The organism is Chroococcidiopsis sp. [FACHB-1243] (assembly GCF_014696895.1).
In the GTDB taxonomy this organism is placed as follows: domain Bacteria; phylum Cyanobacteriota; class Cyanobacteriia; order Cyanobacteriales; family Chroococcidiopsidaceae; genus Chroococcidiopsis.
In genome coordinates, this window is sequence record NZ_JACJQX010000022.1 from 83,816 (window position 1) to 107,193 (window position 23,378).

Below are 23,378 nucleotides of genomic sequence, written 5' to 3' on the forward strand. Positions count from 1 at the left end.
AATATGTGGAGGTATTATCGCGACCAGTTGTAGGGAACGCTGTACTTTCTACTACTTAACATCTGGAATAGGTTGTGAAGATTTTAGTTGTTGAAGATGACGAAGCTGTTGCTAACGTGCTATCTCTACTTCTCTCTAGCCATAACTATGTTGTAGAAGTTGCCGTAGATGGACAAATAGCTTGGGAACTAATTGAAGTTTATGACTACGACCTAATTTTACTTGATGTTTTATTACCTAAACTAGATGGCATTAGTCTTTGCCAGCGACTGCGATCGCACGGCTATCAGATGCCAATTCTGCTGCTTACAGGTCAGGATAACAGCCAAGATAAAGCAATTGGGTTAGATGCTGGAGCAGACGATTATATTGTAAAACCTTTTGAACAGCAGGAGTTACTCGCTCGCATCCGTGCTCTACTACGTCGAGCAAGCGTTAATCCTGCTCCAGTTCTAGAGTGGGGAAGCTTGCAACTAAATCCAGCAACGGGTGAAGTGACGTATGCAGAAAATTTGCTGTCACTCACCCCTAAAGAGTACGCGCTGCTAGAACTATTTTTACGCAATACTCGGCGAGTGTTTAGCTATGGTGCGATCCAAGACCATTTGTGGGCATATGAGGATATTCCTAGTGAAGATGCCGTGAGAACTCATATTAAAACTTTACGACAAAAACTCAGAAAGGCAGGCGCTCCGGCTGATTCGATCGAGACTGTCTATGGCATTGGTTATCGCCTAAAACCCTTGGAGTTGAAAGCTAAAAATCGGCAGTTAGAATCGTTTAATTTGCCATCTACTGCTAAGGACGAACCGATTGAGCAGCAGACGCTAACAGCCCTATCCGAGGTTTGGAATCGATTCAAAGCAAGAGTTAACAAACAGATAGAAATACTCCAACAAGCTGCTACTGCTTTGATGAATCAGGCATTGGATCGGGAGTTGCGGCAGCACGCAGAACAGGAAGCCCACACTTTATCCGGTTCGCTGGGTACGTTTGGCTTTCCCAAAGGTTCTCAACTAGCTAACCGGATTGAACGGATGCTTCAGGTAGGCGAATCGCTAAAGCAAAACGAGATTGTTTGTCTTTGCGAATTGGTGGCTGCTCTGCACCAGGAAGTTAAACAATCCCCTGAAGAATTGAACCTAGAGGCTGATGAGGAACCTATAGATGATAGCGATCCTCGCCCCCTATTGTTGGTAGTGGATCGCAATCGCCCTTGGGCAGAACAAGTCGTGAAGGAAGCCGCTAGCTGGGGATTTCGAGGAGCGATCGCTTCCACCCTCGTTCAAGCAACAACTAGACTGGAAGAACAAATCCCCTCCATTGCTCTGTTCGATCCTACTATTGCCCAACCTACAGAAGACAGCCTAACGTTGCTAGTAAAACTCAAAAACTGGACACCCCCCATACCAGTATTGGTCTGTACTGCCGAAGCTAGTTTAACCGAGCGATTGGAAGTGGCTAGACTCGGTGGACAAGCTTTTTTGCATAAGCCAGTCACTCCAACCCAAGCGTTGGAAGCAGTTGTACAGGTACAGCAACGAGTAGAAATGTTTCGGCAGATAGGAATTAATGGTGGTACAGCAGTCCGCGTCATGGTAGTAGATGACGATCCCCAAATCCTCGCTGCTCTGCGTACTTTATTAGAACCTTGGGGGCTACAAGTCACGACGCTAGAAGATCCACAGCAGTTTTGCCAGACTCTAGAAGCCACGCTACCGGATTTGCTAATTTTGGATGTCGGAATGCCGAATGTCAGCGGCATCGAACTCTGTCAAATTGTCCGCAACGATTCCCGCTGGGGACGTTTGCCGATTATTTTCTTGACAGCTCATACAGATAGCTCCATAGTAAATCAAGTGTTTGCTGTAGGTGCGGACGACTTCGTTAGTAAACCTATTGTGGGTCCAGAATTAATTTCCCGCATCCTCAATCGCTTGGAACGCATTCAACTCCTGCGGAATATGACTGAGATTGACCCGCTGACAATGGTGTACAACCGCCAGAAGTTTGTGCAAGCCACTAGCCAACTGCTTGGCCTAGCTGGTCAACAAGGTCAACCGCTTTGTTTAGCATTTCTAGATATAGATTGTTTGAAGCAAATCAACGACCTCTATAGCTACAGCACTGGAGACATCGTACTGCGTCAATGCGGGCAGTTACTGCGGCAGACTTTTCAACAACAGGCTGTGGTAGCCCGTTGGGTTGGAGAAGAATTTGTCGTCACCCTATACGGCGCAACTAAAGCGGAGGGAATAGAGAGACTTTCTAGAGTATCGCGAATTATCCGCCAACAATGGTTTACGTCAACCGATCGCACTCATCGGTTTCGGGTTACGGTTAGCGCTGGTATTGCTCAATATCCTGATGACGGGATCGATCTAGATTCTCTATGTCGCGCTGCACTAGCCGCCCTCCATCAGTCCAAGTTAGCTGGATGCGATTGCATTTTCTCTGCGGGAGGAACCCCTAGCTCTATTCTCGCTTCCTCATAACTTCCTCAGATTGTCTGCATAAGCTCAGAAAGTAAGGAAAAGCTAGCACTTTGTTCTGGGCGATCGCTCTGGAAGAAGTTGCATTGGATTGAATTGCAGGCTGAAAGATAAGGGAAATAGCTAGCCAATTCACGCTTCTTTTGACATCCTAAATGCTTCTAAATGCTCTATGTTTCAAAAAATCCTCACAGCACTAGACGAATCTGAAATTAGCAAGCATGTTTTTGAGGAAGCTCTTGCTCTGGCAAAAGCTAATGGAGCTAGTTTGCTGCTGTTGCACGTTTTATCAGTTGACGAAGAGGATTATCCTCTTGTCGCCGGACGTAATAGTTGGAACTACGACCCAAAAGCAATCTGTGCCGCTATAGAAGGCTTTCAAAAGCATTGGCAGGAGTACGAACAGCAAGGGCTAGAGTTGTTGCGATCGCGCACTGCCCAAGCAACTGCTGCTGGGGTGAAGGCAGAATTTACCCAAAATCTCGGCGGTCCTGGTGCGTGTATTTGTGCAGTAGCTCGTGCCTGGGGTGCCGATCTGATTGTGGTGGGACGACGGAGACTTTCGGTTTGGCGCGAGTTAGTGCCAGGTAGCGTCAGTAGCTACGTGCTTCACCACGCTCCCTGCACCGTGATGGCAGTGCAGTATCCCGTGAAAAAAAATATACGTACTCTCCACCCGCAGCCATTAAAGTTAGCATCCGAATAAATTTCGACTGAAATTTTTTGAACCCATAATGCCTTTGTTAAATGCGTTACGTTATTGCAACTTACTTTGAGTCTGCGAACGGGTGCTAGGGAAGCCTCTTGTTTACTCGTCCACTCATAACTTCCTCATAGTCTAAAGTTAGGATTGCAACTAAAGACAACATCGGTTATTCATCACGTAAGGTGAAGCCATGAATAAAGCATTAATTTATACTTTCTTAGGATTATTGACCGCTGGCGCGATCGCCAGTATTGCGACAGACAGCACGCAAGCTCAATCTTCAAGAGCGCGGCAAGATCCGCATCACCCTTCTGCTCAAGCTACCCCCTCTCGCAGAGGAATGATGACTCAGGGCGATCGGCACTTCATGACAATGATGATTCATCACCAACAGGAAGGGGTGGAGATGGCTGAGCTAGCTTTAAGCCGTACTAAAAATCCTGACATAAAAAACCTGGCTGAAACGATTAGAAAAGAGCAAACTAGCCAAATTCAACAAATGCGATCTTGGTACAAGCAGTGGTACGGCACAGAAGTACCTACTGCACCAATGGCAGGAATGGGGATGATGAGAACTCAAAACCGCATGGATCGAGGAGATATGAACCAGGACGTGATGAGAACTCAAAATCGTATGGGTCAGGGCATGAACCAAGGCATGATGGGAATGTCTATGCATTTAGAAACTTTACAAAATGCTTCTGACTTTGACCGAGAATTCATTCGCCAAATGTCCCATCACCAGCAAATGGGGGTGATGATGGCACAGATGGCTGCTGATAGCGCCACTAAACCAGAAATTCGCGATCTATCTCAGTCCATTGTCAAAACGCAAACGACTCAAATTGAGCAGATGCAACAATGGTCTCAAGCTAAGTAGCATAGGTTTTTCTTCCCTCTGGGAGAAGGTTAACTATGAGTCAGATAAGAATACTACCAGTTGCCTTAGCAATAGCTATTGGGGCGATCGCCGGACTACTCGTTGCAAGTGCTATACAACCTTATTCTTGGCGGTCATCAAAACATCCTAGCCCCTACCTCCATTCTGTCGGAAGAACTGCACGATGATTCTGAGTTGACAAGGCAGATTTAGAACAAGCATGAATCTCATTTAAATTCTTGATTCGTTGGTAAATCAAATCTTTCTTCTTACATCTGTTCGGGAGATCTATTATGTCTGGATTCTTTGGACGTAAACGCGAACAAAATAGCAAAAAAATGGCGAAAGACCCCATCTGCGGCATGACAGTTGAGAAAGCTACCGCGCTCAAGTCAGAGCGGGATGGGGAGACATATTATTTTTGCAGTCCTCACTGCCAGCGTACTTTTGAGTCACAAACAGCAGAATAAAGCAAAGCCAGAACTCTCTCTAAAACTCATTCAAGGAGCTGACAGAATGGCTACAAACCACTCACATCATGGGCATCGGCATGGAAGCGCAGTAGCACCAAATCCAAATGAGATGGCGAAAGACCCCATCTGCGGCATGGTGATTCCTAAAGCCACATCACTGAAAACAGAACGAAGCGGGCGTGCTTACTATTTTTGCAGTCAAAGTTGCCTGAACACGTTTTTAGATCCTGAAAGAGAACTCAAATCGATGCGGAAGCGCGTCACCATTGCCTTAACGGGAGTGCTGCTACTGGCAATCATGCGTGCCGCTGCTTTCATTGGTCTGGCAGCAGGTGTAACTTTAGTGACTTGGGTTCCCATTCCAGCCCTACCTTGGTTCACTTGGGGCGTGTGGTTATTCATCCTGACTACACCAGTTCAGTTCATCGGCGGGTGGTCGTTTTACGTCGGGTCGTGGAACGCCATTCGCAGCCGCCACATCAATATGGATTTCCTGATCGCGCTCGGCACGACAGTTGCTTACGTCTACAGCGTGGTCGTCATCTTTTTCCCCAACATCCTACCTATCAAAGTTGCCGAGCGCGAAGTCTACTTTGAGGTATCTGCTATTATCATTGCCTTTGTCTTGCTAGGCAAGTACATGGAGGAAATCATCAAAAAGAACTCCTCGGCAGCCATCCGCAAATTATTGGATCTAAAACCTGCAACAGCCAGGGTGGTTCGGGACGGCATGGAAATGGAAATTCCAGCAGAGAGCGTCATGGTTGACGAAACAATTGTCGTTCGCCCAGGAGAGCGAATTCCCACGGATGGAGTTGTTTTAGATGGGGCTTCTTCTGTGGATGAATCGATGCTAACCGGAGAATCAATTCCGGTAGAGAAAGGATCGGGAGCAGAGGTGATTGGTGGAACGCTAAACCGCACGGGACTTTTCCACTTCCGAGCAACCCGCGTAGGGGCAGAAACAGCACTGGCACAAATCATCAGGTTTGTAGAAGAGGCGCAAAACAGTAGTGCTCAAGTTCAACGGCTGGCAGATACAGTGACTGGTTACTTCGTTCCAGCAGTAGTCATTATTGCGGTACTTGCCTTTGTGGGCTGGTTGCTAGTAGGGAATTTCCCGCAAGCCTTACTGTCATTTATTGCGGTACTAATTATCTCCTGTCCTTGTGCTTTAGGGGTAGCAACTCCTGCTGCTCTGATGGTAGGTGTTGGGAAAGGTGCGGAGAACGGCATTTTGATCCGAGGTGGTGAAGTTCTAGAGCGGGCGCAAAAGCTTTCTACTGTAGTTTTTGATAAAACTGGAACGCTGACTAAAGGCGAGCCTAGCGTCACGGACGTGGTTCAGTTGTCAGAACGTCCAAAAGATGAAATTCTGCGGTTGGCGGCTGCGGTGGAAATAGGCTCGGAGCATCCTTTGGGTGAGGCGATCGTGCGGGCAGCTAAACATCAGACGATAGATATTCCTAAAGTCAATAATTTTGAAGCGATTCCCGGACACGGTATTCGAGGAGAAGTCAATGGCGATCGCGTCATCTTGGGCAATCGCCGTTTGTTCCAACAACAAGGCTATTCCTTGACTCCAGAAGTTGAAAGTCGATTGACTCAATTAGAGATAGATGGCAAAACTGCCATGCTGGTTGGTTGCAATGGTCTACTAGTAGGAATTGTTGCAGTAGCCGATACGCTCAAGCCCGAAGCCGAACAAGCAATCGCCGCCCTGCGTCGTGAAAGAGTCAAAGTTGTCTTGTTGACTGGAGACAACCAACGCACTGCGGAGGCGATCGCCCGTCAAGTGGGAATCGATCGGGTTATTGCCGAAGTGTTACCTAGCGACAAAGCCGAAGTTGTGAAGAGAATCCAACAACGCGGCGAAGTAGTTGCAATGGTAGGTGACGGAGTAAACGATGCTCCTGCACTAGCAACCGCTGATATTGGGATTGCTATTGGCTCTGGTGCCGATGTTGCCAAAGAGACAGGGGGCATTATTCTGGTGAAAAATGACGTGCGGGATGTTGTGGCGGCAATTCGCCTTTCCCGCGCCACCATGCGTAAGATTAAACAAAATCTGTTCTGGGCTTTTATCTACAACACGATCGGGCTTCCCATTGCTGCCTTCGGTTACTTAAGTCCAATTATTGCCGCTGCTGCAATGGCTTTAAGTTCTCTATCTGTGATTGTTAATTCGTCTCTGCTCAAAGGATTTAAGTTATCCAACACATAGTCATAGATCGGTAATGAGAGGTTTTTTATGAGTTACCAGCGCAGGCATTATCCCATTTCACTTAATAGCTTATCCGCGAAGCAAGCACTGTTCGTTGCCTTCGCCACCTCCACTTTTTTGCTAGTAGCAGGCTACCGCTTAACTTTAGTTTCTATTTTGCTCTTCGCTTTACCCCTGGTTTTTCTGTTAATGTCCCTTTCTCTGTCAATACCGTCTTTTCATAAAAAGCCAGTCGAAAACCATTCACCCTTGATGCTACCTTCAGCAGATCGCTAACTGGAACTGTAATTGTCGGATCGTACTTTGCTGGAGATTTATAGACAAGTCAAGAATTTCAATTGCTACAACTTGAGAAAACTTTATGGCTCACCAACACGATCGTCAATCCAGTTCTAGAATCTCAATTGTCAAAATCGCCTTGTTTGTCTTCCTCGCTGTTATTGTCTTTCTACTGATAACAGAACATTGGGCGCATATACTCGGTGTCCCACCATTATTCTTACTTCTGGGACTGTGTATACTCATGCATTTATTTATGCATGGCGGACATGGCGGACATGGCGGTGGAAGTGGAAATAGTAATGGTGGTAGCAACATATATCGTCCCTGAAATGCCTGTATGAGTAAGTCAATCTAAATAGTAAGAAAGGTGCAACCATGAGAGATATACCCGCTTACGGACTTTGGCTTTTGGTTATCGTTAATTCACTAGTGTTCATCATTTTTGCTTTCAGCTTTACCAAACCAAAAAATCCCCGCGATTGGCGCTCGTTTGGAGCTTTTTCTGCCTTTATTGTGGCACTATTTACGGAAATGTATGGCTTTCCATTAACTCTTTACTTACTATCGGGTTGGCTGCAAACTCGCTATCCAGGGTTGGATATTTTTTCCCATGATGCCGGACATCTTTGGTGGACGTTGTTGGGGTGGAAAGGCGACCCCCACTGGAACCCAATTCACCTTTTAAGCAACGTACTGATTTTTGGTGGCATTATCTATCTTGGTTCTGCCTGGGAAGTTTTATATAAAGCTCAGCGAACTCACACGCTGGCAATTAGTGGACCCTATGCGACGATTCGCCATCCCCAATATATTGCTTTCATCACTATTATGTTCGGATTTCTGCTCCAGTGGCCCACAATCTTGACGCTACTCATGTTTCCAGTGTTGGTATTGATGTACGTGCGGTTGGCACGTCAGGAAGAGCGCGATGCACTAGCTGAATTTGGCGACGAGTATCGACGCTATGCCGAGAATACACCAGCTTTTTTTCCTCGTTGGGGCAGCAGAAGCGATCGCAGAGACAAACACTCCTAAATTTTGAAGTGCTGTCGGAAGGAATTACAAAAGTGCTGAATCATAAGTCTCGATCGATAACTAGTTTTAAAAAATCAAATTAATTGGAGGTCTACTATGTTATCAAACACTCACGAGCGGGAAGATCGTCACCTGAGTAGGAACTCTACTAAATTAAGAATGCGATCGCTCTCCATTGCCACAGCGATCGTCACGGGTTTAGTCTATACCGTTTGCGTCCTGTTTATTGCTGTAGCGCCGAAAGCAGCAATGGCTTTCTTCAGCTCTATCCTTCATATCGACCTAAGTAGTTTAGCCAGAGTAGTTACCTGGGGAAGCTTTATAGCTGGACTTCTATTTTGGTCTCTTGGATCGGCTCTATACGCTGCCCTATTAGCTCGGCTCTATAACAGTCTTGCACCTAGGTAAACTTTAACTGTATTTCTCTTCAATTGCGAGCAAGCCACACGGAAAAACTGTTGAGAGAAATTACAAAAATCCTGCCATGAAGCCGATCGTACAACTTAAAGAAAGGCAAAGCGATCGCCAGCATTCGCTGATAAAACCAGATCCGCTATCGTTGACTGTTGCTACAAGCAAGATCGTAGCATTACTTTATGTCATCAGTATCTTGTTTTTCATCCTAGTGTCAAAAACAGCGATCGCGTTTTTTAGTTATGTTTCCCGTTCTGAACTCACCCAGATTACCGAGCCGATGGATTGGAAACTCTGTATGGTTGGTTTTCTTCCCTTTTTCCTAGCTATGAGTGCCGCCATTGTTATGGTGGTTCAAATCCACAACTATTTCAAGCAAAGATAATCGAAATTTATTACAGATTGGGAGTGAAACTATGAGCGATTTAATAGTCATCGGTTTCAAAGACGAGTTTAAGGCAGATGAAGTTCTCATCGATTTGATGAAACTACAGCGGGAGTATCTGATCGACTTAGAAGATGCTGCTGTTGTTGTCAGGAATGAAGCAGGCAAAGTCAAAGTTAAGCAAACTCAAGAATTAGTATCTTCTGGGGCACTTAGTGGAGGTTTCTGGGGATTAATATTTGGTTTTTTGTTTTTTCATCCCCTAATTGGTTGGGCGCTTGGGGCTGCTGTTGGAGTGCTTTCAGGAACGCTGACTGATATTGGAATTGACGACAATTTCATTAAAGAAGTTGGCGACACAATTGAACCTGGAACGTCTGCTCTTTTTATACTTGTGAGAAAGTCCACGCCAGATAAGGTTTTAGAAGATTTAAGCAAATTTGAGGGTAAAGTTTTGCGAACTTCTTTATCGAAGGAGGATGAAGCAAAACTGCAAGAGACATTAACAAAAAGCGAAGCAGTTTAACAATACCTTGACATGACCTTGAAATACTCGGTCAAAAGCAGTTTCATCACTGCCTGAATACCCTAGTTGTAGCGATCGCGTTTTCTAAAACTCAGTCTGAAACTGAGGAGGTCTTTATGTTTGACAAAATCATCGCTGCTACAGATAGTTCAAAAGCTGGCAAACGTGTTTTTGAAAAAGCACTTAACCTAGCAAAGCTAACCGGAGCTAGTCTCATGGTATTACACGTTTTATGCCCCGATGAAGAGGGTTATCCAGATCCATTAGATCCCTTAGAGGTTTACTATCCAGGCAAAGATAAAGAAGCTACAGAACGTTACCAAAAGAAGTGGGAGAAGTTCTCTCAGCAAGGATTAGAGATGGTGCAATCGTTTGTAGCAGAAGCAACTGCCGCAGGTGTATCCGCTGAGTGCAGCCAGATTTCCGGCGAACCCGGTCAAACTATTTGTGAGATTGCTCATACGTGGAAAGCAGATCTAATTGTAATCGGGCGGCGGCGATGGCTTTCAGGTTTGGAACGGTTAGTTCTGGGTAGTGTCAGCAACTATGTACTCCGTCATGCTTCTTGTTCGGTGCTAACCGTGCAGTAGTTACTCACTTCAAGATAAAAAAATCAATGGAGGAGGTTATGGCAGAACGATCGGGTATTTTTGGGAAACTCCTTGCACTCGTTCAAGGGGAAGTTGCGGCTGACACTCTAGAAGCCTATCGGCGGGCAGGTCAAGCGGTTTACGATCTCCTCCGGCAAGTGGAGGAACGCCGTTTAGCTCTAAAAATTCAATCCTTAAATCCCTGGACGGTAGATCCTGCAACCCAAGCACAATTTCTTTGTGCCTGGAATGCCTTTGTACTTCAAACCCTTGGGGATCGGTTCTTAGAAGCTGACTACGAAGCAAATCCTGCCACAATGGGTTACGTGCCACCCATAACGGCAGAACAGGCATTGGCTTTTTACAGTCAAGTTGGGAGTTGGTTGAATCGAGCGTATCAAGCTGGAATCAATCCAGATTACCATTTGGATGCGAGCCTGCCAGCAAATTTACCAGCTTGGGGTGAAAATGAGTCTTGTCCAAACACTCATCTAGATGGCACGATCGCTGCAACCCGTTTACTGCGAACTCACGCCGAAGGTGCGATCGCAGCATTTGAATCTGAAATTTTACCAGCAGATAAGCAAGCTGTTGTTAACCAAATCCACCAACTTTTGGCAAGTGCAACCAGCGAGGCGGAGTACGCCGAACAACTCTGGACACCCAACCTACCGCAAGAAGTGCATGAGAAAGTCGAGCAACATGCGAAATCTGCCCTAGAGCAGTACTATCACCTGGGACAAATTCTAGCAATGCCGCAGTTGCTCGATCGCAGCCAGACTTTTGAAACGCGAGCAAGTTCTACCTTTTCTGTCAGTCAGAGATCGCGACCGTTACCAGGAGAAGCTGGATTCGATCCCTGGTGTTTGACCGATCCGGCAGTGCGCGACGACTGGCAACGACCTTCCGAAACGAAAGAGGCGATCGAGCTTCTTTGGAAATACGATTCCGAACCAGAAAAAACGCTAGCGATTCAGGCAGACATTGATTCTGCTCTGGCACGGGACGATATTACTTACGCAACCAATCGTTCTGGCGAACGCTTGGGTCACTACTACTGCTGCCCTTGGGCACCGATTTACGTGGTGAAGCATCCCGTCCAGATTGGCGATCGGCAAATTAACACTTCGCAAGAGTTTACATTAGATGTTTCAGCCGAAGCAGTATTTGACGGTGGCGCTTTCAAACGCCAGATTCTAGTTGGCTCTTTTCAATCCTCGCCGGATTTAGATGACTGCGCTCCTCGTCCTAGCAATCGACATAGAGCATCTCGTCGTCGAGGTTGTTAATCAGAGCGGATGCAACTCAAGCTGACAGAATTAGGAGCGCAAGTAAAGTTATGGAAGCAATGCAAATAGAAGCAAAATCGATAGCAGCTCAGCCATCTAATTCACTTCCTTTAGACTATCGGGGGATTGAAACTTCTCCTGCGCTGAATGCAGCCTTCCCGATCGCGATCGGCTTTACCATCGGCTTTGCGATCGTCTCGGCGGTTGCTGCTTCAATTTATGCCCGTATTCCTAAGCAGATGCAGCAGCGATCGTTCAGCTTCAAACTGCGTCACAAGGTTCCGTGTCATCGCTGTCAGTATTTTAGCAGTAATCCCCATCTCAAATGCGCCGTTCATCCAGTAACCGTGCTAACCGAGAAAGCAATTGACTGTGCGGATTACCGTCCAAATAGCGAGACGGAACGGGTTGCATGAAAGTACCACCCCAGTGGTTAAGACGGTCGATGCTAACGCTATCGTTCTGCTAAATTAGCAATTTTTCAGCTACAGGCGCTATGGCAATACCATAACAAAACAATGTTTATTGTTCGAGGAACGATTTTATGAAACCGGATTACCTGATTGTCGGTAGTGGTTTATCGGCACTGGTCTTTGGTGCTTTGATGGCAAACTCCGGCAAGAGCGTGCAAATCCTTGAAGCTCACGAGCATCCAGGGGGCTTTGGGCACACGTTTACAATGGCTAAAAAATATACGTTTAATGCCCAACTCCACTATGTTTGGGACTGCGGTGAAGGGCAAACGGTTAATCGGGTACTCAAAAAACTGGATTTGGATCGGGACGTGACCTTTGAGCGATATGACCCGAACGGCTTCGATCGTATGCGAATGCCTGGGTATGCGTTGGATATTCCCTCAAAGCCGGAGGAACTGATCCAGCGATTATCCGCGCTGTTTCCTGCTCATAGCGATCGCATTCGCCGATTCGTCAACGAAGTTGAGAAAACTGGCGCGGGCTTGAAAATACTCGCCCCGCCGATCGAACCAACCGAACTCCTCAAACATCCAAATGAAGTATTCTGTGCCGTTCAATATTACAACAGCACGCTCCAGGATGTATTTGACAAGTTTCAACTGCCACAAGCCGCTCAAACCCTATTAGCCCTGCAATGGCTTGATTTTTTACTACCGCCAAATCAACTTTCGTTCTATGCCTGGGTCGCATTGTTCAGGGGCTATCAAGCGGGTGCATTTTACCCAACTCAGCATTTTGAGCATGTAATTAACTCGTTCGTCAACGCGATCGAATCGCGTGGGGGACAAGTGTTGCTCAACCATGAAGTCACGAATTTTAGAGTCACAGACAAAACGGTTACGGGAGTTGAGGTGATGGATCTTACCACCCATCAAACCCATGAATTTGCAGGCAATACCGTAATTTGTAACATTGACCCTAAAAAAGCCGCCAAAATGATTGGCGAGGAAAAGTTCTCCAAAAAAGTGCGCCGAAAACTTAACTACGAGTATTCTGCGTCCAATTTCATGGCTTATTGCGTCGTCCAAGACCTGGATCTTCGAGATTATGGGTTTGGTAAGTGGAATTTCTCGCATACAGGACATCAGGATTTGAATGAAGCCTTCGCTCAAATGTACGAGCGCAATGACTTTTCTAATCCTAGTTTTGCCATCACAACCCCCTCCTTACTCACAGACACACGGCGGGATTGTCCGGAGGATTGTCAAATTGTTGAATTCCTCACTGTTGCCAACTACAACTACTTCAAGCAATTACGGGAAAGCGATCGCAAAGCCTACAACCAAAAAAAACAAGAAATTTTAGATTCCGTTCTGGATGTCGTGGAAGAACACTACGTGCCAAATTTTAGAAAGCACATGGTCTTCCACATCACGGGCAGCCCTACGACCAACGAACGCTTTTGCTGGTGTCCCAATGGAAATTCCTACGGCTCCAGTCTCACTCCACGCAATATGGGTCTGGGGCGACTGAATCACGAAACCTCACTCAACCATTTCTACTTCTGCAATGCCTCATCCGGCTATCCAGGCTTTGCTCCGACCATTTGGACAGGAGCACTGCTGTATCAACGATTGTCTGGCGACGCGATTTTAGGCAACAGCTAAACAGACAGTCACACATATTATTTATTTCATCAACTTAGAGGTCAGATATGAGAATTGCGGTCATCGGTAGTGGAGCCAGCGGTATGGCTACAGCCTATTGGCTCGATAAACAAGGGCATCATGTCACCGTGTTTGAGCGGCAACCCATGTTAGGAGGACACATTCGGACGCTGAACAAAAACGTGAAGCCAAACCAATCTGAGTGCAATGAAATTTTGGAAAGTGGAACACTCGAATTTCCCACTGCATTTCATAACTTTGTCGCTCTTATGCAAGAGCTAGGAGTGGAACTATTACCTGTCGATATCGGTTCAGCGTTGTTTCCCAAAAATGGCACTCACTTTTTATCGGAGGTTGCGATCGAGAAGAACTTCACAGGTATTCAACGCCTGATCGAATATCTTCGATTCGATACTGTCTATGTCCGTTCCGCTGGATTATGGCTGAAAACCCGATTTGCTGACATGGAGGATTTCTACGACCAGCCGCTGTCTCGCTATCTGAAGGACAATAGTACTAGCAGCCTCTGGCTCAAGTTGCTGACGATGTATAGCTACTCGATACCATTTGAACTGATTGATGATTTTCCGGCAGAATTGGCAATTCCGATGTTACGCGACTACCTCGCGGTCAACTGGCTCAGGGTGAAAGGCGGTGTATATACTTACATTGAAAAAATTCTGGAACGCTTTAAAGGTGAGGTCTTGCTGAATGTGGAGATTGCCAGTATTTCCAGAAGCCCAGATGCTGTTAAAATCGAGCGATCGAACGGCGAAATGCAGGAGTTTGATAAAGTCGTATTTGCCACGCCACCCGACCAGGTAATGGCGCTGTTAGCTGACCCAATCGATGCTGAAATTAAACGCTTCTCAGCTTGGAAAGCCAATTATGCAACTACTACAGTTCATAGGGATACTTCCATGTATTTCAACCACGGCATCCGGTATCCCTCAGAATTTGACTTCTTCCAGACAAACACCCGCTGGGGCTATAACGGCTGCTTGAATCAGCTTTGCGGTATCTCGTCGCCACAACATCATTTTCTATCGTTCCAACTAGAGGAGTTGATTGCCAGCGATCGCATCATTCACATTCAGGAACACCACACCCCGTTGTATACCACTGAGTCTTTTCGATACCGAGATGAAGTGGTTGCCACCAATGGAGAGAATAACACTTACCATGCAGGAGCCTACCTTGGAGATGGTTTGCATGAAGGAGCTATTACGTCTGCCCTTCGAGTCGCTCAACTCATCGGTTAAGCTCGACTCGAGCGGTTGAGTAAAGAGGAAAGGCGGCAAGCAGAATGCTAGGTTTTGCGATATTTGCTTCAACTACCAATCCTTTTTCCATTCAAGGTCTTTGGTTGTGCCGATCGACTTAATCATCCCAAACTTCAAAGCTACGTTCAGAACATCCTCACCTCAAGAGACATACAAATTAATGACGATCGCCCTTGCAATCTGCAAGTCTACTTTTTTGAATTTGTTGGTATATCGAGCGCGATCGCACTCGGATGAGGAAAAGTTATTAAGTTAAACGCATTCGGATCGTTGTAATACAGATGCTATTCCCATGAGATGAAGGTCGGTAAAATTAAACTATGGACAAAAATCACAATAAATACATTCCAGCTCTCAAATACGATTGGTTGACTCCTGTGTACGATCCATTACTAAAGTGGACTATGGGTGAGTTCGCTTTCAAGCGCCAATTAGTAAGGCAAGCTGGGATTGAAAAAGGCAATCGAGTCCTCGATCTCGGCTGCGGTACGGCAACGCTGACTTTACTACTCAAAAAATCTCATCCTGAAGCAGAAGTTGTTGGGCTTGATGGCGATCCAAAAGTACTTGAAATTGCTAAAACCAAAGCTGTAAAAACTGGTTTGAAAATTGCTTTAGATCGGGGTATGGCTTTTGAACTTCCTTATCCCGATCGCTCGTTTGACCGAGTTCTTTCAAGTCTTGTGTTTCACCATTTGACGCGAGACAACAAAGTTCGCACCTTAAAAGAAGTGTTTAGAGTCCTAAAACCTGGTGGAGAGTTACATGTAGCTGATTGGGGAAAACCTCAAAACACGTTAATGCGTGTAGCATTCCTGCTCGTACAGATGCTTGATGGCTTTAATACCACAGCAGATAGCGTCAATGGATTACTGCCAGAATTATTTAGTCAAGCTGGATTTGAAGATATTCAGCAAACAGATCGACACATGACCCTATTCGGTACTCTAGCTTTGTATAGAGCGCGGAAAACTAAATAACTTTTGGGCTTTGTTTGTATGGCAATAGGTAAGCAATGCCAGGAGAAAGAATATTAATGAGTACTATCTTAAAAGACCCAGTTTGTGGCATGACCGTTCAGCCTAAGACAGAAGTGACTGCCTTTTACCGAGAGCAAAAAATTCACTTCTGCTCCGATTTCTGTCGTAATAAGTTTTTTGAGTACCCAGAGCGATATACCGCAGCATTAACTACCGCTAACTACGAAGAGGCTCAAGAGAATCGACGGATTGCATATTTTTCAATGGAGGTGGCTATTGGTTCCGCCATGCCAACTTATAGTGGTGGCTTAGGTGTACTGGCTGGCGACACTTTGAAATCTTTTGCCGACCTGCGGGTTCCAGGGGTTGGGGTGAGTCTTCTTTATCGAAAAGGTTACTTTAACCAAAAACTGGATGAGTGGGGCAGACAGCAGGAACACCCCGTCCAGTGGAGTCCCGATCGCTTCCTACATCCTTTGTCTGCAACGATTCAAGTAGACATCGAACAAAGAACCGTGCAAGTTCGAGCTTGGCAGTATGACATTGTTGGTTTGAGTGGCTACAGCGTCCCCTTGATTTTGCTAGATACCGATGTTGAAGGAAACACAGATGGCGATCGCACCCTCACAGATTTCCTTTATGGTGGAGACGAGCCATATCGGCTGGCTCAGGAAATTCTGTTGGGAATTGGCGGAGTCAGAATGCTGCAAATTTTAGGATACAGCAGAATTGAAAGATTTCATATGAACGAAGGACACGCCAGTTTATTGGTTTTGGAGTTGCTGAAAAAACGTAACGGCGCGAATACGGAGGCATGGGACTTTAGCAGCATCAGAAACCAGTGTGTCTTTACCACTCATACCCCCGTGCCAGCAGGACACGACCAATTTGACTATGGTTTGGTGCAGTATAGTTTGGGGCAGATGCTACCGTTCGACGTACTGCAAATGCTGGGGGGACGAGATCGCCTCAACATGACTGTACTAGGACTGAACCTCAGCCACTACGTTAACGGTGTAGCCAAGCGGCACGAGGAAGTATCCCAGGAAATGTTTCCAGGTTATCCTATCCATCACATTACAAATGGAGTCCATTCGTGGACGTGGACTTGCGACAGTTTTAGATCTCTTTACGAGCGATATATTCCTGGCTGGAGCAACGATCCATCGATGCTACGACATGCTATCAGCATTCCTCAAAAAGAGATTTGGTCAGCTCACTTGGCGGCTAAAGCGCGTCTGTTTGCTCTGATTCAGGAACGAACTCATCTTTCGCTATCCGTAGACACTCTCACAGTTGGTTTTGCTCGTAGGGCAACGCTTTACAAAAGAGCGGATTTGATTTTTTCGGAGATCGATCGGCTCGTGGAAGTTGCCAAACAAGTTGGTCCAATACAGTTTGTCTTTGCTGGTAAGGCACACCCTAAAGACAATCCTGGCAAAGAGTTAATTCGACGGATATTTGAAGTGTCGCACCAACTACGGGGGCAAATACCTATAGTTTTTTTGGAAGATTACGACATGGAGCTATCTAAGCTAATTGTGTCTGGAGTGGATCTCTGGCTTAACACGCCGCAACGACCTTTAGAAGCTTCTGGGACATCAGGTATGAAGGCAGCACATAACGGCGTTCCTAGTTTCAGCATACTAGATGGTTGGTGGATTGAAGGGCATATTGAAGGAGTTACTGGCTGGGCGATTGGCAGCAAAGAATCAGAGCTTTCCAGATCGGACGACCTAACCCGCCAAGATGCAGAGGATTTGTATCAAAAACTGAAAAAGGCGATCGCGCCAATGTTTTATCAGGAGCGCGAGCGGTGGGTTGATGTCATGCGACACGCGATCGCGCTGAATGCCTCATTTTTTAATACTCACCGCATGGTACAGCAGTACGTTACGAATGCCTATCTACCTTGACTTTATGAATTACCTGCCATCTCCTTTTTGGAGTATTCCTACTGCGGACTTGCTGAAGGAACTTCAGACGACTTCCCAAGGCTTGACCAAAGCGGAAGCTAAACAGCGACTCATGCAATGTGGATTCAATCTTATCAAGCCAAAGCGAAGATCGGATACCTTGACGCTCTTGCTAGCACAGTTTCAAAGTCCGATCGTCCTAATTTTGATATTTGCTGCTGGATTGTCCTTTTTCGTCCACGACCACGTTGACGGTTCGATTATCTTGGGAATTGTTGGTGTCAGCGGTCTGCTAGGATTTTGGCAGGAACGGGGAGCCGCTAATGCTGTCGAGAAGTTGCTGGCAATTGTTCGAGCTGAAGTCAGCGTGCGGCGCGATGGCGATCGTCAAACCATTCCTGTAGAAGAGATTGTTCCTGGAGATCTAACTATCTTGAATGCTGAGGGAACTATCCCTGGCGATTGCCTGATTTTAAAATCTAAAGACCTCTTTGTGGATGAAGCAGCTTTAACAGGAGAAACTTATCCAGTTGCTAAAAATACTGGGATTTTGCCAATAGAAACTCCTCTAGGTCAGCGTACCAATGTCCTTTTCATCGGAACGCATGTAGTCAGCGGTACGGCTGAAGCAGTGGTGGTACGCACGGGTAAATACACGGAATTCGGTCAAGTCTCCGAGCGGTTGCAACTCAGATCGCCAGAAACAGATTTTGAGCAGGGTATTAGGCATTTTGGCTATTTCTTAATGGAAGTCACGCTAATGCTAGTCATTGCTATCTTTGCGATTAACGTCTACCTGGCACGTCCTATTTTGGATGCCTTTCTCTTTTCGCTAGCCTTAGCAGTTGGATTAACCCCACAACTGCTACCAGCAATTATCAGCGTCAACCTAGCTCACGGTGCCAGACGCATGGCTCGTCAGAGCGTAATTGTCAAACGTTTGGCTGCAATTGAAAACTTTGGCAGTATGAACGTACTTTGCTCTGATAAGACTGGCACTCTAACTGAGGGAGTCATGCAAATACACTCCGCGCTAAATGTAGATGGCAATGAAAACCAGGAAGTCCTCTTCTATGGCTACCTCAATGCCTTCTACGAATCTGGCTATGTAAATCCTATCGATGAAGCAATTCGTAGCCATTATCAGTTCGACCTATCGGGGTATCAAAAACTTGATGAGAGTCCCTATGATTTTATTCGCAAGCGATTGAGCGTTCTGGTTGCTACAAATAGTACCCATTTGCTAGTTACCAAAGGGGCGCTGAAAAATGTACTAGCGGTTTGTTCGTCGGTGCGAAGCCCTAATGGGGAGATCGGCGACATAACTCCCCTGTTGGAATCGATCCAGCAACGTTACGAGGAATTTGGCAGGCAGGGCTTTCGCACTCTAGGAGTAGCTTACCGAGATCTTGGTTCTACTACAAATATCACTAAAGCTCTGGAAACCGAAATGACTTTTCTCGGATTCCTGCTTTTTGCCGACCCAGCCAAGATGGGTATTACTGGCACAATTCAACACCTAGAGAATCTTGGAGTTTCGCTGAAGATTATTACGGGCGACAACCAGCGGGTGGCTGCTAACATCGCTCAACAAATAGGAATGACAAACCCTAATATTCTCACAGGCTTAGACTTACATCAAACCAGCGATGCAGCACTGCTCAAACGAGTCAACGAGGTGAATATCTTTGCCGAAGTCGAACCCAACCAAAAAGAACGTATTATTCTGGCACTTAAAAAAGCTGGCAACGTAGTAGGGTACATGGGAGATGGAATTAATGACGCTTTAGCTCTACACGTTGCCGATGTTGGTATTTCTGTCAACAGTGCCGTGGATGTAGCAAAAAAAGCAGCTGACATCGTGCTACTAGAAAAAGACCTTGGAGTGCTAGTGCAAGGGGTGCAAGAGGGGCGGACGACCTTTGCCAACACGCTCAAGTATGTATTTATGGCAACTAGCGCCAATTTTGGCAATATGTTTAGCATGGCGGGTGCTTCGCTGTTTTTACCCTTTCTCCCCCTGTTACCCAAGCAAATTCTACTGACCAATTTGCTGACGGATTTTCCAGAAATGACAATCGCTACTGACAGCGTAGACCGAGACATGGTTAGTAAACCTCGCCGCTGGAATATCCGATTTATCCGTAACTTCATGCTTGTATTTGGACTGATTAGCTCTGTGTTTGACTACCTCACCTTTGCAACGCTATGGTTTATCTTGCGTGCCACGCCCGATCGATTCAGAACTGGTTGGTTTGTGGAGTCAGTTATTTCTGCTGCGGCGATCGTGTTAGTGATTCGCACCCGCAAGCCTTTCTTCAAAAGTCAACCCAGTAGGTATTTATCGATAACCACGCTAGCGATCGTTGCTATTACTTCCATCCTTCCATACATTCCTGTAGCAAGATTCCTTGGTTTTCAGCCCTTACCTGCTTCATTTCTTTTATTACTAGGAGTAATTGTTACAATTTATATCGTAACAGCGGACAAAATTAAGCAGGTTTTTTACCAGTATGTAAAGTTTTGAAAATTTATCCGAGCGAGAACTTATCTTCATAATTTCCTCATAACTCGAATTTAGCCTAAATAAGAAACGCCATAAATATTTACCGCTTGAAGTAAAATTAAAAGCTTTCATTCTATTGCTTTTACATTTTTACTATAAAAAGCTTGTTGCTCAGACAAATTTATTTTTTAAATAGGTAAATTTTCATGCACGAACACAGAACTGAAGCACAAACTAATTCTGATTCTCAAGCTAGTTATAGCAGCCTGTACAAGCTAGTTAACAATATACTTAGCATGATGGTTATGTTTGCAGCTTGTTTGCTGATTTGGCATACGCCTAGTTTGATAAATGCATTTTTAGGACATTTCTCTCACTAGAGTCATTGCTCTATTCCAGCCAAAACATTCGATCCTTGACAGTTGCACAAATTACTTACTTATGAATGCTCTACGCACAACTTTTTTAATGGTGCTGCTCGTTGTTTTATTTGTCCTGGTTGGACGGGTTCTTGGCGGACAATCTGGGATGGCGATCGCTCTCATTCTGGCATTAGCAATGAACTTCTTTAGTTACTGGTTCTCAGATAAACTTATTCTCAAGCTCTACAACGCTCGAGAAATTCAACAAGCCGATGCCCCTCGGTTATGGGAAATAGTTGCCCACCTTGCTAGCCGTGCTAGATTGCCAATGCCAAAAGTCTACATAATTCCATCAGAGCAGCCCAATGCCTTTGCTACAGGTCGCAACCCTAAACATGCAGCAGTTGCAGTCACAACGGGCATCATAGAGATACTCGACTGGAAGGAGTTGGAAGGGGTAATCGGTCACGAACTGGCACATATCAAGCACAATGACATTCTGACTGGAACAATTGCTGCTACGATCGCTGGAGCAATTACCTATCTGGCTCAAATGGCTTACTGGCTACCTATAGGACGCAGCGACAGTCGCAATGGCAATCCGTTTGTAGCACTGCTTTTGCTAATTACCGCTCCTATTGCAGCTGCGCTAATTCAGATGGCAATCTCGCGATCGCGGGAATTTGAAGCCGACGCGGGGGGCGCTAAAATCTCTAGCAATCCACTAGCATTGGCGAATGCTCTCCGCAAACTTGAAGCAGGTGCGCGGGCAATTCCAATGGATAATGCTACTCCCGCCACAGCACACCTGTTTCAGGTTAGTCCCTTTAGCGGGAGACAGGGTATTTCTAATCTTTTCTCTACCCATCCCTTAACTGTAGAGCGTATTCGCCGACTAGAAGCAATGGCAGGAAGGCTGTAGCAGCAATTGCAAGTTCTAGACAGCCACTACTACAGGATAAAAGTAATATCTCCCCTAATAACTCGCAGGATGCAACAGCAACCAAGACAAATAATACTCTGTCGGATTCTATGTTGGAAAACTTATTTAACTTCAAACGATTAATGGGTTATCTGGCAGTTGGGATTGAAGCAAGTGCTGCGGTACTCATTGGACTGGCTACCATTGAAGCAACTATTCGCGCGATCGATTTGTTTTTCTACAATCGCAATTCATCTGAAGATTTCAAGGAGGTAGTACGGCTGCGTTTTGGTACGTGGCTCTCACTATCTCTTGAGTTTGAGCTTGCATCTGATATTGTTCGCACTACTATTTCCCGTACATGGACTGAGTTGGGTAACTTGGGAACAATTATTATTTTAAGAACTATCTTAAACTTTTTTCTTCAAAAGGAAATTGAGAGAGCGGCAAAAAGAAATTATAAATTAGCTAATGCAAAGCAACTGATAAACAAAGAGTAAAACTTTTAAGAGACAAAGCATTTTATCAAGCAAGAAGAGGTACGATGCTATACAGAAATTTAATTTTGTAAATCAGTCTTATGTTAAGCAAAATTATCTCTAAATGGATTGTTCGTGTCATGGCTACACCGGAAGTAAATCTATTCATATTCGCTTTTCTCCTTAATTTCGTTTATGAAGTTTGGCAAGCTCCTTATTATGAATTCTATGGAAGTCCCTCTTTTTTGGACAAAATTAAAGACCTGACCCACTGCACTTTTGGTGATGGTGTCATTATCCTTATTAGTAATTGGATTGTCAGCGGATTAGCTCGTTCTCGTTACTGGGTACTCAAACCAAGCCGTAAATTAATGCTGCTTTTTACTGGTACGGGCTTGGTTATTACCCTCATTACAGAAACCTATCGGGTGAACGTTTCTAAAACTTACGGAGTTCCAGTTTTAGCCGTACCAGGTCTTGGTATGAGTTCGCTGGCTGTAGTTCAATGGATAATTTTACCGCCTTTAGTACTTTATTTTGCACGCCGCCAGATGATGAGTTGGGAAATGGATGGAAGAAAATGAGCCAGAGCGATATTAATTTTTGTACCGTAGTTCTTGACTCTTCAGCTAAGGAGAGAACTTAAGATCTTGACGAGATTTGATAGAGCTACTATCTAATTTCCAAGTTTACTATTCTATTACTGAATGGAGGTTATTTATGGCTATGGCAACACAAGCAACGACTGATGTCCGGTGGGATCTAAAAGGTGAATGGTTCGATGTTTGTAGCTGCAAACTACCGTGTCCCTGCACGTTTGCTCAAGAGCCAACCTATGGTGACTGCTTATTTACACTGGTATGGCAAGTGCATGAAGGGCAATTTAACGGCATCAAGCTCGACGGTCTGAGTGTCGTTGCCATCGGAGAGGTGGAGGGAAATCAGTGGGTAGAAGACCTCACCCCATCAATGAAATTGCTGTTCTACATTGACGAGCAGGCTGACGAACGCCAGCGCAACGCCCTCAAACAAATCTTTACAGGTAAAGCTGGAGGTTGGCCGAGTCAGTTCGGCAAGCTATTCAGCGAAATTCGCGGGATCGAGTACGCACCGATTGAAGTTAAAATTGCAGATGACCTGAGCTACTGGCGAGCTGTGATTCCTGGGAAAGTTATAGCAGATGTTGAGGCACTCTCTGGACCAACAGCAGACCCGAACCGTCGCGTTCAGTTATACAATCCACCTGGTTCTGAGACGGGACCTGGGCAAGTTGCTACTTGGGGTATTGTAAAAGAGAGTCAAGCCATTGGCTTTGATTATTCCCACCCTTTTGAAGGACAGTCGAGTAAGCATATCCCTTTTGATTGGAGAATGCCCGAATAGAGGGATTAACTTGCGCTCGCTTTAGGGATCGCCTTCTTGACAGAAACACGAGTTCCTCATAACTTCCTCAGAATCTCTCTTTACAGTGAAATCAGCCTGTGACAAGCAATGCTGTCACAACACCATTTGAGGCAGCGATCGAACTAGCCTCAGCAGTCTAGTGAGATT

26 protein-coding genes are annotated in these 23,378 nt (G+C 45.6%); all 26 read left to right on the top strand.

What is annotated here, in order from left to right:
• The first annotated feature begins 74 nt into the window (after nucleotides 1-74).
• A complete protein-coding gene (locus H6G17_RS17535; protein WP_192159278.1) occupies nucleotides 75-2,495 on the top strand; it encodes a response regulator in 2,421 nt (806 codons plus the stop codon).
• A gap of 169 nt (nucleotides 2,496-2,664) precedes the next feature.
• Nucleotides 2,665-3,198, top strand: a complete 534-nt coding sequence (locus H6G17_RS17540; RefSeq protein WP_192159279.1) for a universal stress protein — start codon at nucleotides 2,665-2,667, stop codon at nucleotides 3,196-3,198.
• A gap of 190 nt (nucleotides 3,199-3,388) precedes the next feature.
• Nucleotides 3,389-4,078, top strand: coding sequence for a DUF305 domain-containing protein (locus tag H6G17_RS17545; RefSeq protein WP_192159280.1), 690 nt, complete (start codon nucleotides 3,389-3,391; stop codon nucleotides 4,076-4,078).
• Between the two features lie 35 nt (nucleotides 4,079-4,113).
• Entirely contained in the window at nucleotides 4,114-4,266 is a 153-nt protein-coding gene (locus tag H6G17_RS17550) for a hypothetical protein (protein ID WP_181245300.1), read from the top strand.
• A gap of 105 nt (nucleotides 4,267-4,371) precedes the next feature.
• Nucleotides 4,372-4,548 carry a YHS domain-containing protein gene (locus H6G17_RS17555; RefSeq protein ID WP_192159281.1) on the top strand — a complete coding sequence of 59 codons (177 nt, stop codon included), beginning with the start codon at nucleotides 4,372-4,374 and terminating at the stop codon, nucleotides 4,546-4,548.
• Nucleotides 4,549-4,594: 46 nt separating this feature from the next.
• Nucleotides 4,595-6,775, top strand: coding sequence for a heavy metal translocating P-type ATPase (locus H6G17_RS17560; RefSeq protein WP_199316808.1), 2,181 nt, complete (start codon nucleotides 4,595-4,597; stop codon nucleotides 6,773-6,775).
• Between the two features lie 27 nt (nucleotides 6,776-6,802).
• Nucleotides 6,803-7,051: a hypothetical protein gene (locus H6G17_RS17565; protein WP_192159283.1), complete on the top strand. Its 249-nt coding sequence runs from the start codon at nucleotides 6,803-6,805 to the stop codon at nucleotides 7,049-7,051.
• An 85-nt stretch (nucleotides 7,052-7,136) separates the two neighbouring features.
• Nucleotides 7,137-7,385 (top strand): DUF2933 domain-containing protein, encoded by a 249-nt coding sequence (locus tag H6G17_RS17570; protein WP_192159285.1) that lies wholly within the window; start codon nucleotides 7,137-7,139, stop codon nucleotides 7,383-7,385.
• Nucleotides 7,386-7,432: 47 nt separating this feature from the next.
• Complete coding sequence (locus H6G17_RS17575; protein ID WP_192159287.1) at nucleotides 7,433-8,092, top strand: isoprenylcysteine carboxylmethyltransferase family protein; 660 nt, start codon at nucleotides 7,433-7,435, stop codon at nucleotides 8,090-8,092.
• Between the two features lie 96 nt (nucleotides 8,093-8,188).
• Nucleotides 8,189-8,500, top strand: coding sequence for a DUF5676 family membrane protein (locus H6G17_RS17580; protein ID WP_106216468.1), 312 nt, complete (start codon nucleotides 8,189-8,191; stop codon nucleotides 8,498-8,500).
• A gap of 76 nt (nucleotides 8,501-8,576) precedes the next feature.
• Nucleotides 8,577-8,891 carry a hypothetical protein gene (locus H6G17_RS17585; protein WP_192159289.1) on the top strand — a complete coding sequence of 105 codons (315 nt, stop codon included), beginning with the start codon at nucleotides 8,577-8,579 and terminating at the stop codon, nucleotides 8,889-8,891.
• 31 nt (nucleotides 8,892-8,922) lie between these two features.
• On the top strand, nucleotides 8,923-9,417 hold the full coding sequence (locus tag H6G17_RS17590; RefSeq protein ID WP_192159291.1) for a DUF1269 domain-containing protein: 495 nt from the start codon (nucleotides 8,923-8,925) through the stop codon (nucleotides 9,415-9,417).
• Between the two features lie 116 nt (nucleotides 9,418-9,533).
• Nucleotides 9,534-10,007 (top strand): universal stress protein, encoded by a 474-nt coding sequence (locus tag H6G17_RS17595; protein WP_192159292.1) that lies wholly within the window; start codon nucleotides 9,534-9,536, stop codon nucleotides 10,005-10,007.
• A gap of 38 nt (nucleotides 10,008-10,045) precedes the next feature.
• Nucleotides 10,046-11,296 carry a hypothetical protein gene (locus H6G17_RS17600; protein WP_192159294.1) on the top strand — a complete coding sequence of 417 codons (1,251 nt, stop codon included), beginning with the start codon at nucleotides 10,046-10,048 and terminating at the stop codon, nucleotides 11,294-11,296.
• A 50-nt stretch (nucleotides 11,297-11,346) separates the two neighbouring features.
• Complete coding sequence (locus H6G17_RS17605; protein ID WP_199316809.1) at nucleotides 11,347-11,712, top strand: hypothetical protein; 366 nt, start codon at nucleotides 11,347-11,349, stop codon at nucleotides 11,710-11,712.
• Between the two features lie 128 nt (nucleotides 11,713-11,840).
• On the top strand, nucleotides 11,841-13,379 hold the full coding sequence (locus H6G17_RS17610) for an NAD(P)/FAD-dependent oxidoreductase (protein ID WP_192159296.1): 1,539 nt from the start codon (nucleotides 11,841-11,843) through the stop codon (nucleotides 13,377-13,379).
• 47 nt (nucleotides 13,380-13,426) lie between these two features.
• The gene (locus tag H6G17_RS17615; protein ID WP_192159298.1) at nucleotides 13,427-14,641 is read left to right on the top strand and encodes an FAD-dependent oxidoreductase; all 1,215 of its coding nucleotides are present in this window, start codon (nucleotides 13,427-13,429) and stop codon (nucleotides 14,639-14,641) included.
• A gap of 106 nt (nucleotides 14,642-14,747) precedes the next feature.
• Complete coding sequence (locus tag H6G17_RS17620; RefSeq protein ID WP_192159300.1) at nucleotides 14,748-14,918, top strand: hypothetical protein; 171 nt, start codon at nucleotides 14,748-14,750, stop codon at nucleotides 14,916-14,918.
• Nucleotides 14,919-14,982: 64 nt separating this feature from the next.
• Nucleotides 14,983-15,642: a class I SAM-dependent methyltransferase gene (locus H6G17_RS17625; RefSeq protein WP_192159302.1), complete on the top strand. Its 660-nt coding sequence runs from the start codon at nucleotides 14,983-14,985 to the stop codon at nucleotides 15,640-15,642.
• Nucleotides 15,643-15,698: 56 nt separating this feature from the next.
• Entirely contained in the window at nucleotides 15,699-17,558 is a 1,860-nt protein-coding gene (glgP, locus tag H6G17_RS17630; protein ID WP_192159304.1) for an alpha-glucan family phosphorylase, read from the top strand.
• A gap of 4 nt (nucleotides 17,559-17,562) precedes the next feature.
• Nucleotides 17,563-20,085: a magnesium-translocating P-type ATPase gene (gene mgtA / locus H6G17_RS17635; RefSeq protein WP_192159306.1), complete on the top strand. Its 2,523-nt coding sequence runs from the start codon at nucleotides 17,563-17,565 to the stop codon at nucleotides 20,083-20,085.
• 185 nt (nucleotides 20,086-20,270) lie between these two features.
• Entirely contained in the window at nucleotides 20,271-20,444 is a 174-nt protein-coding gene (locus H6G17_RS17640; RefSeq protein WP_192159308.1) for a hypothetical protein, read from the top strand.
• 61 nt (nucleotides 20,445-20,505) lie between these two features.
• A complete protein-coding gene (htpX, locus tag H6G17_RS17645) occupies nucleotides 20,506-21,348 on the top strand; it encodes a zinc metalloprotease HtpX (protein ID WP_192159310.1) in 843 nt (280 codons plus the stop codon).
• Nucleotides 21,349-21,458: 110 nt separating this feature from the next.
• Nucleotides 21,459-21,848, top strand: coding sequence for a DUF1622 domain-containing protein (locus H6G17_RS17650; protein WP_199316810.1), 390 nt, complete (start codon nucleotides 21,459-21,461; stop codon nucleotides 21,846-21,848).
• 80 nt (nucleotides 21,849-21,928) lie between these two features.
• Nucleotides 21,929-22,411, top strand: a complete 483-nt coding sequence (locus H6G17_RS17655) for a hypothetical protein (RefSeq protein WP_192159312.1) — start codon at nucleotides 21,929-21,931, stop codon at nucleotides 22,409-22,411.
• A 136-nt stretch (nucleotides 22,412-22,547) separates the two neighbouring features.
• Nucleotides 22,548-23,210 carry a DUF1326 domain-containing protein gene (locus tag H6G17_RS17660; RefSeq protein ID WP_192159314.1) on the top strand — a complete coding sequence of 221 codons (663 nt, stop codon included), beginning with the start codon at nucleotides 22,548-22,550 and terminating at the stop codon, nucleotides 23,208-23,210.
• Nucleotides 23,211-23,378 lie beyond the last annotated feature (168 nt).